The sequence below is a fragment of the Vibrio rotiferianus genome, from assembly GCF_002214395.1.
Taxonomy (GTDB): Bacteria; Pseudomonadota; Gammaproteobacteria; order Enterobacterales; family Vibrionaceae; genus Vibrio; species Vibrio rotiferianus.
Window position 1 is genome coordinate 2,016,679 of sequence record NZ_CP018312.1, and the last position, 14,848, is coordinate 2,031,526.

Annotated in this window: 14 protein-coding genes; 9 read left to right on the top strand and 5 right to left on the bottom strand. The window is 43.8% G+C overall.

Annotated features, from left to right (window positions below; genetic code table 11):
* Nucleotides 1–14 precede the first annotated feature (14 nt).
* From BSZ04_RS18410 to xthA, 4 genes are all read left to right on the top strand, one after another.
* Nucleotides 15–800, top strand: coding sequence for a sulfite exporter TauE/SafE family protein (locus BSZ04_RS18410; RefSeq protein ID WP_038887822.1), 786 nt, complete (start codon nt 15–17; stop codon nt 798–800).
* Nucleotides 797–1,342: a primosomal replication protein gene (locus BSZ04_RS18415; RefSeq protein WP_088881090.1), complete on the top strand. Its 546-nt coding sequence runs from the start codon at nt 797–799 to the stop codon at nt 1,340–1,342. Before BSZ04_RS18410 ends, BSZ04_RS18415 begins: the two co-directional genes overlap by 4 nt.
* A complete protein-coding gene (rsmS, locus tag BSZ04_RS18420; RefSeq protein ID WP_038887825.1) occupies nt 1,342–1,506 on the top strand; it encodes a pleiotropic regulatory protein RsmS in 165 nt (54 codons plus the stop codon). Before BSZ04_RS18415 ends, rsmS begins: the two co-directional genes overlap by 1 nt.
* Nucleotides 1,507–1,621: 115 nt before the next feature.
* Nucleotides 1,622–2,428, top strand: a complete 807-nt coding sequence (gene xthA / locus BSZ04_RS18425; RefSeq protein WP_038887828.1) for an exodeoxyribonuclease III — start codon at nt 1,622–1,624, stop codon at nt 2,426–2,428.
* 86 nt (nt 2,429–2,514) lie between these two features.
* On the opposite strand, the gene BSZ04_RS18430 is transcribed toward xthA, so the two are convergent.
* From BSZ04_RS18430 to BSZ04_RS18450, 5 genes are all read right to left on the bottom strand, one after another.
* A complete protein-coding gene (locus BSZ04_RS18430; RefSeq protein ID WP_010447189.1) occupies nt 2,515–3,192 on the bottom strand; it encodes an ABC transporter permease in 678 nt (225 codons plus the stop codon).
* Between the two features lie 3 nt (nt 3,193–3,195).
* Nucleotides 3,196–3,936 (bottom strand): ABC transporter permease, encoded by a 741-nt coding sequence (locus BSZ04_RS18435; RefSeq protein ID WP_010447186.1) that lies wholly within the window; start codon nt 3,934–3,936, stop codon nt 3,196–3,198.
* 81 nt (nt 3,937–4,017) lie between these two features.
* On the bottom strand, nt 4,018–4,788 hold the full coding sequence (locus BSZ04_RS18440; protein ID WP_029560950.1) for an ABC transporter substrate-binding protein: 771 nt from the start codon (nt 4,786–4,788) through the stop codon (nt 4,018–4,020).
* A gap of 80 nt (nt 4,789–4,868) precedes the next feature.
* A complete protein-coding gene (locus BSZ04_RS18445) occupies nt 4,869–5,639 on the bottom strand; it encodes an ABC transporter ATP-binding protein (protein ID WP_005446708.1) in 771 nt (256 codons plus the stop codon).
* Nucleotides 5,640–5,877: 238 nt separating this feature from the next.
* A complete protein-coding gene (locus tag BSZ04_RS18450) occupies nt 5,878–7,341 on the bottom strand; it encodes a 54K polar flagellar sheath protein A (protein WP_088881091.1) in 1,464 nt (487 codons plus the stop codon).
* A 459-nt stretch (nt 7,342–7,800) separates the two neighbouring features.
* On the opposite strand from BSZ04_RS18450, the gene BSZ04_RS18455 reads away from it, so the two are divergent.
* From BSZ04_RS18455 to BSZ04_RS18475, 5 genes are all read left to right on the top strand, one after another.
* A complete protein-coding gene (locus BSZ04_RS18455; RefSeq protein ID WP_038887831.1) occupies nt 7,801–9,348 on the top strand; it encodes a DUF3360 family protein in 1,548 nt (515 codons plus the stop codon).
* A 306-nt stretch (nt 9,349–9,654) separates the two neighbouring features.
* Nucleotides 9,655–11,931, top strand: a complete 2,277-nt coding sequence (pflB, locus tag BSZ04_RS18460; RefSeq protein WP_071235717.1) for a formate C-acetyltransferase — start codon at nt 9,655–9,657, stop codon at nt 11,929–11,931.
* A gap of 151 nt (nt 11,932–12,082) precedes the next feature.
* Nucleotides 12,083–13,060 (top strand): lipid A deacylase LpxR family protein, encoded by a 978-nt coding sequence (locus BSZ04_RS18465; protein ID WP_088881634.1) that lies wholly within the window; start codon nt 12,083–12,085, stop codon nt 13,058–13,060.
* 144 nt (nt 13,061–13,204) lie between these two features.
* On the top strand, nt 13,205–13,945 hold the full coding sequence (gene pflA / locus BSZ04_RS18470) for a pyruvate formate lyase 1-activating protein (RefSeq protein WP_088881092.1): 741 nt from the start codon (nt 13,205–13,207) through the stop codon (nt 13,943–13,945).
* Nucleotides 13,946–14,137: 192 nt separating this feature from the next.
* Nucleotides 14,138–14,803: an energy-coupling factor ABC transporter permease gene (locus tag BSZ04_RS18475; RefSeq protein WP_088881093.1), complete on the top strand. Its 666-nt coding sequence runs from the start codon at nt 14,138–14,140 to the stop codon at nt 14,801–14,803.
* Nucleotides 14,804–14,848: the final 45 nt, after the last annotated feature.

A 14,848-nucleotide genomic window follows, 5' to 3' on the forward strand; every position in this document is an offset into this window, starting at 1 on the left:
AAGAATAACTATTTATGGAAATGATTGAGCCAACCATGTTGTTGGTGCTGGCGCTCGTCGCTTTTGTTGCTGGATTTATTGATGCTGTAGCCGGTGGTGGTGGCATGTTAACCGTACCTGCTTTGCTATCGTTAGGCCTCCCGCCACATATTGCATTAGGTACCAACAAGTTAGCCGCATCTTTTGCTTCTTCCACTGCCGCTTTTACCTATTATAGAAAGCGCTTGTTCAAACCACAGTGCTGGGGACGAGCGTTTGTAGCAACACTCATTGGTGCTACATTAGGAACGCTGTTTGTTGATGCTATTAGTACAGAGTGGTTAGAGAAGGTTTTACCTCTAATTATTCTTGCGGCCGCCATGTACACCGTATTCCACAAAACACCGCAATCAACACATCAAAGCCCAACCCCTGAACCTTGCCCTATGCTCAATAAAAAGCAGTATATGCAAGGTTTTACGATCGGCTTCTATGATGGATTAGCAGGGCCTGGTACAGGCGCGTTTTGGACGGTAAGTTCGATGGCTCTTTATCGACTGAACATCTTGCTTGCGTCAGGCTTAGCCAAAGCAATGAACTTTACTAGCAACTTTACTTCTCTTATCACTTTTGCAATTTTAGGTCATATCAACTGGGTACTGGGTTTAACCATGGGGGTCTGTTTAATGGCGGGCGCTTTTGTTGGTGCGCATTCCGCGATTCGATTTGGCTCTAAATTCATTCGCCCCGTATTTGTTACCGTAGTAAGTGTATTAGCAATTAAACTTGCTTATGACGCGTGGTTTGTGGGATTAACATGAACATTAAGCAACTTTCTGAAAGCTTAGAACAGATGTCTAGCCAAGCAGCGGCACTTGATCGCCAACGCGGTGAACATCATGTCCCTCTCTTTGATGAACGTTTGTTCCACTGCCGTTCTCGGTTATTGGTTCCTTGTGTTAAAGAAGCAACTGCAACACTTGATTCTATTGTCCGTGAACAGAAAGAAGAAAAGCTCACAGCACTTCGTGCAGAGTACCTGACCGAAAGACTTGTCGCTCAAATAACAGCTATTCAACGCGAAATTTCTACGACCAAAATCCGTAAAGGTGAAATCAAACACAGCAGCCATTTCAGAAAACCAATTAACGTTCTCTACCAAGAACTGGCTCAGCACCAAGAATGGGCTCGTCGTTTACGCGAAATGGTATTAGAAAAAGAACGGGCCGTCGAAATGGCACCAAGCTTTGCAAGGGCTGAAGCTCAGAAAGTCTTATTAGCAACAGAACAACGACTACAACGTTGCGAAGCTGCACTTCTTAAATTGGAAAACCAAATTACTCATAGGGAAAAAAACCAGTAATGCCTGAACAACCAAAATCCCCTCTTGATGACGCGCCAGCAGAGATCAAACTCGCTGTCGATTTGATTTACCTGCTAGAAACCAACGAGATCGATCCTGAGACTGCACTTAAAGCGCTAAAGATCGTGCAAAGTGATCTGGAGAACAAACTTAAGGCACAGTAGCAACTCGCGATTTAACCATATCTTTCTACTCTATTCCCTTACATGAGAACCATTTGCACCTTCCTTTTGCAATGGTAACATCATACGCAAACACGCCCCTTGAGAAGGATAAAAAATGAAAGTAATTAGCTTTAACATCAATGGACTTCGTGCGCGTCTGCATCAACTCCAAGCGCTTATCGACAAACACCAACCAGACGTGATTGGTCTTCAAGAAATCAAAGTACACGATGAAGCATTCCCTATCGAAGATGTCGAGGCGATGGGCTACAAAGTTTACTTTCACGGTCAAAAAGCCCACTACGGTGTGGCGATGCTATGTAAACAAGAGCCACTCAGCGTTCAAAAAGGTTTCCCAACCGATAATGAAGAGCACCAAAAGCGCATGATCATGGCGACATTTGAAGATGAGAATGGTGAGAAGGTAACGGTTCTAAATGGTTACTTCCCTCAAGGTGATAACATTGCTCACGAAACCAAGTACCCATATAAGCGTCAGTTCTACATCGATTTGATGACTTACCTGAACGATCACCACACTAACGATGAACAACTGATTGTCATGGGTGACATTAACATCAGCCCTATTGACTCAGATATCGGCATTGGCGAACCAAACCGTAAACGTTGGTTGAAGACAGGTAAATGTTCTTTCCAACCAGAAGAACGTGAATGGTTGCAAACGTTATTAGATTGGGGCTTCGAGGATACTTTCCGCAACTTACACCCAGAAGTCGATGACCGTTTTTCATGGTTTGATTACCGCTCTCGTGGTTTTGATGACAACCGTGGCCTTCGCATTGACGTTATCCTAGCAACACCATCACTTGCGAAGAAATGCGTTGAATCGGACATTGATTACGAACTACGTGGTATTGAGAAACCGTCTGATCACGCACCGATCTGGTCGACATTCAAATAGTTCTAGGTTTTCTCCAAATCGAAAAGTCTTTAAATTGAAAAAGAGCGCCAATAGGCGCTCTTTTTGCTTGTTAGCTGTCTAAGGATTTAGCTCAACGGTCTTAGGTATGCCAAGAAGCGCTTCTCTGCCATTTTAAAGCACCACAAAATGATGAAGGTCAGTGCCATATAGAACAATCCCGCAGTCAAGAATGACTCAAATGGTGCGTAATAACGAGAGTTCACCAAACGAGCAGCCCCTGTCAGGTCCATAATGGTAATAATACCTGCAACCGCACTACCGTGGAGCATGAAGATGACTTCATTAGAGTAAGCTGGCAGTGCGCGACGCAATGCACTTGGCAGAATAATGCGGCGATAAGTCATAAACTTGCTCATACCGTATGCTTTAGCGGCTTCCACTTCACCTTTAGGCAAACCATTAATTGCCCCACGAATAATTTCCGCCGTATAGGCTGATGTATTCAGTACGAAAGCCACCAGCGCACAGAACCACGCGTTTTCCCAAAGTGTATCTTTCACCGGGAAGAACTGGTCCATACCGTAATAGATAAGGTAGAGCTGCACAAGCAATGGAGTCCCACGGAAAAAGTAGATAAATGCCCATGATGGTAAACTCAAGGCGTAGTTTGTGCTATTGCGCGCAACTGCGAGAGGGATCGATACACACAGACCAATCACCAGCGCTAAAGCAACAAGCCATACTGTTGTCCACAGCCCATCAAGGTAGACCGGGAAACTTTCAACGATCAATGAAAAATCCATGGTTTACCTCGCGTGAATACTGAATTTTCGTTCAACCAGCTTAAGTAAGCCTGTTGAAACACTGGTAAAGAACAAGAAGATGATCGCAACCGCCATATAAAAAGTGAATGGCATTTTGGTTGTACCCGCCGCCAACGAGCTCATGCGTACCATATCTTCCAAACCAATGATGGATACTAATGCCGTCGTTTTCAGTAGAACCAACCAGTTGTTACCAAAGCCAGGTAAGGCATGTCGAATCATTTGAGGTAATAAGATTCTGCGAAACGACATCACCGGGCTCATGCCATAAGCTTTTGCCGCCTCTAGCTCGCCTTTGTCTACGGCCATGATCGCGCCACGGAACGTCTCAGCCATGTAAGCGCCAAAGATAAATCCAATGGTCAGCACGCCAGCAATAAAAGGACTGACGTCAATATAATCCGGCAAGTAAGAAGTCCACTCATGGTTAGGATCACTGGCAGTAAACCATTCGTTGAGTGTCTCATTGATCGAATAAAGACTGTTGTTTAATAGAATTTGACCACCGAAGAAGATCAGCATCATCAGAACTAAATCTGGAATGCCACGAATGATGGTGGTGTAAAGTGTCGCAATAGCCCTCGCCCACTTGTATGGTGCTAGTTTTGCCAACGCCCCTAGCATACCGAGAATGACAGCTAACAGCAGAGAAAGTACCGCGACTTCGATAGTTACTAAAGCCCCTTTTAAGATCGAGGCTTCATATCCTTGTAGATCCAGCATAGGTGAGTTCCTAATCCCTAAACTCAAAAGATCGACCGTTGGCTACTTCTAGGAACAAGCCAACGGTCGCTTAGTTACAGCTTACTCGCCGTAAACATCGTAGTTGAAGTATTTACCTGCGATTTCTTGGTAAACACCTTTTTCACGTAGTGACAAGATAGCCGCATCTAGCTTCTTAGTTAGGTCTTTGTCTTGCTTGCGAACCGCAATACCAAAGCCATCACCAAACCACTTAGGATCCGTCAGAGAAGGTCCAACGAATTCGTACGCTTCACCACCCGCTTTGTTTAATACACCTTCTTCTAGTGCCGAAGCGTCACCAAGTACTGCTGCAACACGACCGTTTGCAAGGTCTAGGTAGGCTTCGTCGAACGATCCGTAACGAACGATATCTACTTTATCGCCATAGTTATCTGTCAGGTATTTATCGTGAGTAGTTGCGCGTTGAACGGCAATCTTTTGACCATCGAGGTTGTCAAAATCTAGATTTGCACCCTTCTTCGCAATAAATTTGTTTGGAATCAGAGCATATTTACCTGTGAAGTCCACTTTCTTCTTGCGCTCTTCAGTGATCGACATTGCAGCGATGATCGCATCATATTTGCGAGCGAGTAGAGAAGGAATGATGCCATCCCAGTCTTGAGCAACAATCTTACACTTCACTTTCATCTCTTCACAAAGTGCATTCGCCATATCCACGTCGAAGCCTTTTAAAGAGCCATCCGTTTCTGTCCAGCTAAACGGAGGGTAAGCGCCTTCAATACCGAAGCGGACCGTTTTCCATTCCTTTGCTTGGGCGACACCAGACGCTGCTGTTGCAGCAAGCGTTGCTGCTAATAACCACTTTTTCATTTCCATACTCCTGTGATTGCTTTTATTTGGTTTTGATTGTTGTGCTTAATCGGTGGCAAAAGACTGCCAACCAAGAAATATTAGTAGATAGATGAGATAAATTGCTGTAATCGTTCTGAATCTGGATTTGTAAATAGCTTAGCTGGATCTCCCTGTTCTTCCACTAAGCCTTGATGCAAAAACATCACATGGTTAGATACATCACGTGCAAATGCCATTTCGTGGGTTACAACGAGCATAGTTCGGCCTTCATCTGCCAAATCTCTCATTACCCCCAAAACTTCACCGACCAACTCTGGGTCAAGAGCAGAAGTCGGTTCATCAAACAACATTACTTCTGGATCAACGGCAAGTGCACGAGCAATCGCCGCGCGTTGTTGCTGACCTCCGGAAAGATGCCCAGGGTAATAGTCTTTACGCTCGTACAACCCTACTTTCTTCAGCAGTAGCTCCGCGTTTTCAATCGCTTGCGCTTTAGGTACACCAAGTACGTGAACTGGTGCTTCAATCACATTTTCTAGAACGGTTAAATGGGACCAAAGGTTGAAGCCTTGGAAAACCATCGCTAAGCGAGAGCGAATACGTTGTACTTGTTTTTCGTTGGCAGGAACGGACTCCCCTGCTCGATTGTTTTTCATCTGGATAAGCTCACCGTTTACCCAAATTTCACCGGCAGTTGGAGTTTCAAGAAGGTTGATACATCTGAGGAAGGTACTCTTACCGGAACCAGAAGAGCCAATGATAGAGATAACATCCCCTTTATGTGCGGCAAGTGAAATACCCTTTAGTACTTCATTCTGGCCAAATGTTTTGTGCAGGTCTTTTATATCTAGCGCTGGTACATCATTCATTGCGCTTTACTCCCTGTGTAATGTCACTGCTTAGAGGGACTCCGCCCTCCTTATTTTGGAACAAATTATCACCACACAAAAAAACATGCAACAAATTATTAACCTAAATATTTAGAATAGATAGATACAACAATCAAATGAATATGCAATAATTAGCAATTTATTCTTTTCAATCTGAATAAATGACATAAAAAAGCCCCTCATTTGAGGGGCTTTATTTTATCAAAATGTTAACTTTCTACTTCACCAACACCATAAAATCAGATTTCTGAGCATTAGTGTTGACCTTCTCTGAATCAACTTCACTAATCACAATACCATCATGATCAGCTTTTAGGTCAGTCACATCACCATGAGAGAAAAGAGAAACAAAGTCGTAACTAGTTAGACTTGCCTCTGCGGATTCAAGTAAAACAGTCTGTGAGTAATCACTTGTTGTAGAGACTTTCAAATCCTGTTTTACGCTGTCATCAAATGTGTAGTAATACAGTTCTGGGACAACGACATCACTATCTAGAGCCGTAAAGATCTTGTGTGTTACCCGGTGTAGCGAGCCAGAATTTGACTCAGAGCGATATGCAACTCGGCTAAACCCTTTGTCTTGTTCACTGAAAGTAAAACCAGTTTGAATCGTTGAATCTTTTACAGCATGCGTCGTAGGCAAAGAGGCTAAGTTGTAGTAAACACTTGGATCAATTGAAATATCCCAGTTTGCGTCCTGATACATCTTTTGGTTTAGTGCCGCTGCCCAACCGTTGATTGGTTTTTCCGCGGAAACACTGTAAGTCCAAGTCTCGGTTTTAGGCTCAAGCGGGTGGTAAAACTTTGTTGTAGCCATTGGTAGTTCCGCAACTTCGTAGCTGTAATCACCAACAAGAACACTGATGTCTAACGAGTCATATACAAAAGAAGTTGGGTTCAAGATAGGAGATGAGCCATTCATTCCAACCAATGGCTGTGGCGATGCATTAGACCAGTCACGAATACCATATTGATGCAGTTCTGTTTTCGCTGCATCTGCATATTGCAGTACGACTGTCGATTCCATCTTCGAACCAACCGCTCTTACCTCTAAGGAGTCAATTGAGTAAGTAGGTTTTGACTCTTCTGCGACTTGAGAAATGAAGTTGTACTCTAAGCCACCAGCTTCCGTTGCTTCATACTTAAGATCAGTTCGGCTAGGCGTGCTGAAGTTACCATTTTTATTACAAGAAGATACCGCTTCTCGATTCATAGAAAATGTTGATTTTCTAAGGTTATTATCCTTTAAAAAATCTCGACTAAAGCTGTTTGCTGTAAACACAGTTCCAGAAGCATCAAGCAACTGGTAGGTAAAGTAACCATCCTTAGGAATGTCTTCTAGAACAAATTTCAAGGTTGTTCCAGACGGATAAATATAATCACCTTTGCGAACGCCATTCTCGTCGGAATAGAAGCCAACAACCTTATCCCCTGTCAGCTGTGCACTTACCGCTGGCTGATAAGTCAATACCTGCTCGATGCCATTGCCATCTACTCTACGGTCGTAAACGGTACAGCTATCTTTTTGGGCTGTAGCCTCATCAATGACATTTGGAGCCGCAAAAGTAAAAGTAAAAGTAGTCCTCGGTGTGGAGCTTCCGCCACCGCCACCACCGCCGCCACATCCGACCATTAAACCTGAGATAATTGCCACAAGTGGCAGCACTTTAAGTTGTTTCATGTAATGTTCCTAAACTGAGCGGCAATGATTAGCCAAAAAAACGTCTCTCCTCGGAATTAAGCAAGAATAAAGCCAAAATTACGAATAAAGTTGTGACTTAACTCACCTGTTGTTTACTTACTTATCACTAGCAACTAAACCTTCTAATTTTATGCAACTTGTGTAATCAAATTACGGCAAAAAAACCAAGTCATTCGCATATCGGACACTTTCTGTAGTTTTCTTTCACATCTATTCTTAAAGTGATCTAAATCAATCACCCCAAAGGGCTATCTTGTTAGACTCCGCCTCAATGATGAGGAATTTTTTGTGCCTCAACACAACAGGTTATTAGCTATGCTTAGGCACGAGGTATGCGTGCAACAAAATCCTAATAATAGCTAGCATAGGAAGTACCGCAGGATGCGGATTTTAAAATTCAATTCAGAATTAATAACTTTTTAAACATATGAGGAATCTATGTCAGACGCAGTAAATAAAGCGCACTCTGATTCAGATATTGAGACAAAGAGCTACAAAGAGCTTCATCGTCCATCTTCTGAGTTCGCAAGCCGTTCAGACTACCTAGACCACGAACTGCAAATCATGAAGCCACGTCGCTTTGGCTTGAACTTGCCAGGTCGTGATTTCCGCTTTGAGCTTGAAGACCTTGTTCCAGCACTGGCTGGTACTATCGGTATTATCGCAATGTACTCTGCGGTAATGATGTCTTGGGCTGAAGGTCTTACTGCAGCATGGGACCACGTCAACTTAGGCAAAGATTTTGCTATCGAAGTTGCACGTGTAGAAATGCTTATCCCTGCACTTCTTTTCTGTGTACTTGCTTCTGGTTTTATTAACCCTAAAGCCAACCTTGCGGGTAACCACGGTCCAATGATCCCTCTTATTGGTACCATCGCTCTAGCTGGTGCTCACCCTCTTGCATTGGCAATTCTAATCGGTGTATTCGGTCTTTTATTGAGTGCCTTGAAAGGCGGCTCTAAACTGGTGAACCTCACCTCAGAAGGTACGGCCGGTGGCTTGCTTATCTTCTTGGGCTTAACGGGCACCATGAGCCAGATCACTTCGATTCAAGATTGGGCAGTTGGCCTACAATCTTCTACAGTTGAAGCTGGCAGCATGGGTTACGTTGGTCTTATTGTACTAGCAGTCACTATCGCGCTATACGCATTCCTTGCAAAAGTAAACAAACGTTGGTTAGCAATCCCAGTGTGTGCTTTCACCGGTCTTGCGATCGCTCTAGTGCTAGGTGCTGGTTTCGATATTAAATTCGTAACTGAAACAGGTCTTCCTAACCTAAACCCAGTTTACTGGTGGGGCAGCACTGAAGAAGGTTGGATGCTAGGTCTTCCTAACATGGAACACTTCATCGCATCGCTACCATTTGCAATCCTTGCCGTGGCAATGTGGTCTCCTGACTTCCTAGGTCACCGTATCTTCCAAGAACTGAACTACCCTAAAAAGACTGAAAAAGTACTGATGGACGTTGATGACACGATGACTATGTGTTCTATCCGTCAAATGGTAGGTACAGCAGTAGGTGGTGGTAACATCACTTCATCTTGGGGTACTTACATGATCCCAGCAGCGATCGCAAAACGCCCTATCCCTGGCGGTGCTATCCTTCTAGGTCTTCTAGTTATGATCATCGCGATCCTTGGCTTCCCAATGGATATCGCGGTATGGCCACCAGTGATGCGTGTTGCTCTTCTAGTAGGTGTATCTCTACCGCTACTTGAAGCTGGTATGCAAATGGTGAAAGACTCGAAAGATTCTCAAGCTGCCGGTATCTGTATCTTCGGTTCAGCGGTTGTTAACCCTGTACTTGCTTGGGCACTAACTATGCTGCTAGACAACAACGGTCTAATTGGTGACAAAGAGCGTGCGGCTCGCCTTTCATTTGTCGATAAGATTGTGATCCCTGTAGGTGTACTGATTATCTGTTTGGTCGCTATGCTTGCAGTAGGTATGCTAGAAGGACAATATGGCATTAAAGCTTGGCTTTAATACCATCCTTTCAAAAAATGTGTGGGTAGCGCTTGTCGCTACCCCATTTTTATCGAGATTTTTTAGGATTTATTGATTTAGTTTAAGGTTTGCAAAATTTTTTTAGTGTAGCCTTGAATTGTGGTTGGGAAGAACCCACATTAGTACTAGTGACAATATTTATAGTTTTATTACCCAAATATTCTTATTTAAGACTATAAATATTGTTATTCATTAAGAGTGTACTGTTCTCCATGTAACAATGGAGATAGCTGGCTCAACGGCGAAGCAGTACGTATTTTTTTCTACTAAAAAGGTAGGTATGTCATGGCAGAGCAATTTGCTAAAGCTTGGGAAGGTTTTGCTGCAGGCGACTGGCAAAACGAAGTAAACGTTCGTGATTTCATTCAGAAGAACTACACTCCGTACGAAGGCGACGAATCTTTCCTAGTTTCTGAAGGTACTGAAGCGACTAACAAGCTTTGGGCTAAGGTAATGGAAGGTATCAAACAAGAGAACGCGACTCACGCTCCTGTTGATTTCGATACTTCAGTTATCTCTACCATCACTGCTCACGATGCAGGCTACATCGAAAAAGACCTAGAAACTATCGTAGGTCTACAAACTGAAGCTCCTCTTAAGCGTGCAATCATCCCTAACGGTGGTATCCGTATGGTTGAAGGTTCTTGCAAAGCTTACGATCGCGAGCTTGATCCACAAGTTAAGAAAATCTTCACAGAATACCGCAAAACACACAACGCTGGCGTATTCGATATCTACACTCCAGATATCCTAGCATGTCGTAAATCAGGCGTTCTAACTGGTCTTCCAGATGCTTACGGCCGTGGTCGTATCATCGGTGACTACCGTCGTGTTGCTCTTTACGGTATCGACCGTCTAATGAAAGACAAACTGGCTCAATTCAAGTCTCTACAAGAGCGTTTTGAGAACGGTGAAGATCTACAGATGACTATGCAGCTTCGCGAAGAAATCGCTGAGCAGCACCGTGCACTTGGCCAAATGAAAGTTATGGCTGAGAAATACGGCTGTGACATCTCTCGTCCAGCTGAAACAGCACAAGAAGCAATCCAATGGACTTACTTCGGTTACCTAGCAGCTGTTAAATCACAAAACGGCGCAGCTATGTCTCTAGGTCGTACTTCTACGTTCCTAGACGTGTACATCGAGCGTGATATTGCAGCAGGCAAGATCACTGAAGTTGATGCACAGGAAATGATCGACCACTTCGTAATGAAACTACGTATGGTTCGTTTCCTACGTACTCCTGAGTACGATGATCTATTCTCTGGCGACCCAATCTGGGCAACAGAGTCTATGGGTGGTATGGGTCTTGACGGTCGTACGCTAGTTACGCGTTCAAACTTCCGTTTCCTAAACTCTCTATACACAATGGGTCCTTCTCCAGAGCCAAACATCACTGTTCTTTGGTCTGAGCAGCTACCTGAAGGCTTCAAGAAGTTCTGTGCGAAAGTATCTATCGATACTTCATCAATCCAGTACGAGAACGACGATCTAATGCGTCCAGACTTCGAGTCTGATGACTACGCAATCGCATGTTGTGTATCTCCAATGATCATTGGTAAGCACATGCAGTTCTTCGGCGCTCGCGCTAACCTAGCTAAGACTCTTCTATACGTTATCAATGGCGGTGTGGATGAGAAACTGAAGATCCAAGTTGGTCCTCAAATGCCTAAGATCACTGACGAAGTTCTAGACTTCGACGATGTTTGGGGCAAACTAGACCACTTCATGGATTGGCTAGCTAAGCAGTACGTGACTGCACTAAACAGCATTCACTTCATGCACGACAAGTACAGCTACGAAGCTGCACTAATGGCTCTACATGACCGTGACGTTCGTCGTACTATGGCTTGTGGTATCGCTGGTCTATCTGTTGCAGCTGACTCACTATCTGCAATCAAATTCGCGAAAGTTAAACCAGTTCGTGACGAAGATGGCGTAGCAATCGACTTCGAAATCGAAGGCGACTACCCTAAATTCGGTAACAACGATGCTCGCGTAGATGATATCGCTTGTGAACTTGTTGAAGTATTCATGAACAAGATTCGTCAGCTTAAGACTTACCGTGATGCAATCCCAACTCAGTCTATCCTAACTATCACTTCAAACGTGGTATACGGTAAGAAGACTGGTAACACGCCTGACGGTCGTCGCGCAGGTGCTCCTTTCGCACCAGGTGCTAACCCAATGCACGGTCGTGACGAAAAAGGTGCTGTAGCGTCTCTAACGTCTGTAGGTAAACTACCGTTTGCTCACGCTAAAGATGGTATCTCTTACACGTTCTCTATCGTACCTAACGCTCTAGGTAAAGATGAAGGTTCACAACGTGCTAACCTTGCTGGTCTAATGGATGGTTACTTCCACCATGAGTCTGGCATCGAAGGTGGTCAACACCTAAACGTGAACGTTCTTAACCGCGAAACTCTAGAAGACGCAGTTAAGCACCCAGAGAAATACCCTCAGCTAACAATCCGTGTATCTGGTTACGCTGTACGCTTCAACTCTCTAACTGCAGAGCAACAAGCTGACGTAATCGCACGTACATTCACTGAGTCTCTATAAGACTCATTGAAGTAGCACTTTGAGTGATAACTAAAAGGCTGACGCAGCAATGCGTCAGCCTTTTTTATTATCTTGGTTCGAAGTTGTGACCCACCCTGAGATTTTATAGCATAACTTGAGTATGATGCGGAAAATCCTCACAAAAATGCCTATGAAACTTAATAAATATATCATTTTGGCTTTGATAGCTTCTCCTGCCTTCGCTTCTTCGAAATCCACAGTTTCCTTCACGCTAGATAACGACGGAATATTTGGTGTGGACCAAGACTATACCAACGGTATATTCCTCTCGTACGCTACCGAAAAGCTGCGTGAAGACTCAGAGTGGAAGTGGCTCACACTAAGTGACAACAGCCAAAATAACGTAGACAAGATTGAAATCGTGCTCGGCCACAAAATGTATACCCCAAGTGACATTGAAGCTGACTACCCTCTCATTAATGATCGCCCTTACGCCGGTTACTTACATACTGAAATCAACTATATCTCCCTCACCCCTGACCAAGCGGTTCGCTATAACTTTACTATTGGCGCAACGGGTGAAAGCTCACTGTCTGAGAAAGCACAACAAATCGTTCACGGCATTACAGGCTCAACAGATCCTCAAGGCTGGGAGTATCAAATCGATGACGAAATTGCTTTTAGCGTTGGCTACCGTGCATTCAACAAACTGATGCGCAGTGAAGGTAAAAGTACCCAATGGGAAATTACCAACGTAAATGACATTAACGCGGGTAATTTCCGCAGTGACGTATCTCAAGGTGTGATGTTCCGTTGGGGCACAAACCTAGGCAACAGCATTGGCGCTGCAAACATCAGCGTTGAAAGCCCATTCCACGCAAGTATGCTGGCCAAAAGCACCTCTAGCTGGTTCTTGTTTACCGGATTCGAAGGTCGCTACCGTTTCAATGACATCACTATTGAAGGCGATCGCTCCGGACTACCAGAACCTTCTGAACAATACGATGTAACTTTACAAAACTGGCAGGCGAGTGCGGTAGCAGGCGCGACTTGGTACAACCAGAATTATGGCGCTAGTTTAACCTTTACAATCAAGTCTCCTGATTACAAAGAAGCTCAAACCGACGTATATGGCACTGGTTCTCTCTCCTTATTCGCCTTCTTCTAAATAAAACTCTAGATGCGGCGTGAGTGCATTCTTTCGCCGCTTTCTTTCCCCACTATATAGCTATCGAAAGCCCTCTTAGACTGTTTTAACCCTTCAATTTGTAATAAAATAACGGTCAGAATTTATTAAAAATGAGAGCAAAAGATGTCAACAACTGGTCGTATTCACTCATTTGAGTCATGTGGTACCGTAGACGGACCTGGTATTCGTTTTATCGTCTTCTTGCAAGGTTGCTTAATGCGCTGTAAGTATTGCCATAACCGTGATACATGGGATACTCATGATGGTAAAGAAGTGACGGTTGATGAAATTATTTCTGAAGCAAAAACCTACCGTCATTTCATGAACGCATCAGGTGGTGGCATTACTTGTTCTGGTGGCGAAGCAATGCTTCAACCAGAGTTCGTGCGTGATTTCTTCCGAGCTGCTCAAGCCGAAGGGATCCACACTTGCTTGGATACAAACGGCTACATTCGCAAGCATACTGACGTTATTGATGAAGTACTGGATGCGACAGACCTAGTCATGCTTGACCTAAAACACATGAAAGATGAAATCCACCAAGATTTTATCGGTGTGTCTAACCGTCGTGTTTTAGACTTTGCTCGTTACCTACATAAGATTGGTCAAAAGACTTGGATTCGTTATGTAGTGGTTCCTGGCTACACAGACGAACCAGAAGCAGCGCACATGCTGGGCGAGTTCATTAAAGATATGGACAATATTGAGAAGGTAGAGCTTCTTCCTTACCACAAACTTGGTGCACATAAATGGGAAGCGTTGGGCATTGAATACCCACTTGAGGGTGTAAATCCCCCATCAAAAGAGACAATGGATGAAATCCAGTCAATCCTTTCCCAATATCACTCAAATGTGAAATACTAAGTCATATCAGGTTATTGAATAGATTATAAATACCAGCAACTTGCTGGTATTTTTTTACCTATATGTCGGCATATGTGTCGTACAAACTAGTCGAACTAACTAACAGATTTTGTGCGCTATCCAACTCATGTTAGACGTATTAGGAATATTAAACAGTAAGTAAAGTTCACTGGAAAAGCGTTGGGATAACACATGGATTGGTTTAATTTCGTTTCGGTCATCATTGTTTGCTGGGTCGCTGTCGTTTATTGTCTACCCGATTGGCGAAAAGTCGTTTGGCCTAAAATGGAACAAGAAAAGCCATTTCAACACTTAGTCTTTGCAACTCTCTTCTTTCTAAGTGTTTTATGGTCTGCACAAGCAGGCATAAAGGAAGGCCTACAGATACATTTTCTCGCTCTCACCACACTCACCATGATGTATGGCTGGCGCATGGCATTTTTGCTCTGTATTCCTGCCATGTTTATTAATCACCTGATTCATGGCATACCACTATTGATGTTACCGAGTACGCTGGTACTTTCAGCATTGGCGCCAATACTAATTAGCTACTTCATTTTTCTACTTAGCTATCAATACCTTCCTCGAAACATATTTGTCTTCATCTTTGTCGCTGGTTTTTTCAATGGCGCTCTTACTGGCAGTCTCCACCTACTGATAAACTCTTTTTATCATCTTTCTATGGGTCATTACGAGTGGCAAACTATCCAGCACAATTATTTCATTTTTGTCCCACTGCTTGCCTTCCCTGAAGGGCTTCTCAACGGAATGTCACTGGCTGTGTTGACGGTTTTCAAACCTGAATGGCTTAGGGTATTCTCAGACCGAGATTACATATACAACCATTACCATAAATAAGCTGTAATCACTCGTTAATACGGTGTTTGTAAACTGGCTAGATTC

Excerpts from the sequence above, each read along its gene's own strand:
- BSZ04_RS18410 (WP_038887822.1), top strand. The coding sequence starts at position 15 with ATGGAAATGATTGAGCCAACCATGTTGTTGGTGCTGGCGCTCGTCGCT.
- BSZ04_RS18415 (WP_088881090.1), top strand. The coding sequence starts at position 797 with ATGAACATTAAGCAACTTTCTGAAAGCTTAGAACAGATGTCTAGCCAA.
- rsmS (WP_038887825.1), top strand. The coding sequence starts at position 1,342 with ATGCCTGAACAACCAAAATCCCCTCTTGATGACGCGCCAGCAGAGATC.
- xthA (WP_038887828.1), top strand. The coding sequence starts at position 1,622 with ATGAAAGTAATTAGCTTTAACATCAATGGACTTCGTGCGCGTCTGCAT.
- BSZ04_RS18430 (WP_010447189.1), bottom strand. The coding sequence starts at position 3,192 with ATGGATTTTTCATTGATCGTTGAAAGTTTCCCGGTCTACCTTGATGGG.
- BSZ04_RS18435 (WP_010447186.1), bottom strand. The coding sequence starts at position 3,936 with ATGCTGGATCTACAAGGATATGAAGCCTCGATCTTAAAAGGGGCTTTA.
- BSZ04_RS18440 (WP_029560950.1), bottom strand. The coding sequence starts at position 4,788 with ATGAAAAAGTGGTTATTAGCAGCAACGCTTGCTGCAACAGCAGCGTCT.
- BSZ04_RS18445 (WP_005446708.1), bottom strand. The coding sequence starts at position 5,639 with ATGAATGATGTACCAGCGCTAGATATAAAAGACCTGCACAAAACATTT.
- BSZ04_RS18450 (WP_088881091.1), bottom strand. The coding sequence starts at position 7,341 with ATGAAACAACTTAAAGTGCTGCCACTTGTGGCAATTATCTCAGGTTTA.
- BSZ04_RS18455 (WP_038887831.1), top strand. The coding sequence starts at position 7,801 with ATGTCAGACGCAGTAAATAAAGCGCACTCTGATTCAGATATTGAGACA.
- pflB (WP_071235717.1), top strand. The coding sequence starts at position 9,655 with ATGGCAGAGCAATTTGCTAAAGCTTGGGAAGGTTTTGCTGCAGGCGAC.
- BSZ04_RS18465 (WP_088881634.1), top strand. The coding sequence starts at position 12,083 with ATGAAACTTAATAAATATATCATTTTGGCTTTGATAGCTTCTCCTGCC.
- pflA (WP_088881092.1), top strand. The coding sequence starts at position 13,205 with ATGTCAACAACTGGTCGTATTCACTCATTTGAGTCATGTGGTACCGTA.
- BSZ04_RS18475 (WP_088881093.1), top strand. The coding sequence starts at position 14,138 with ATGGATTGGTTTAATTTCGTTTCGGTCATCATTGTTTGCTGGGTCGCT.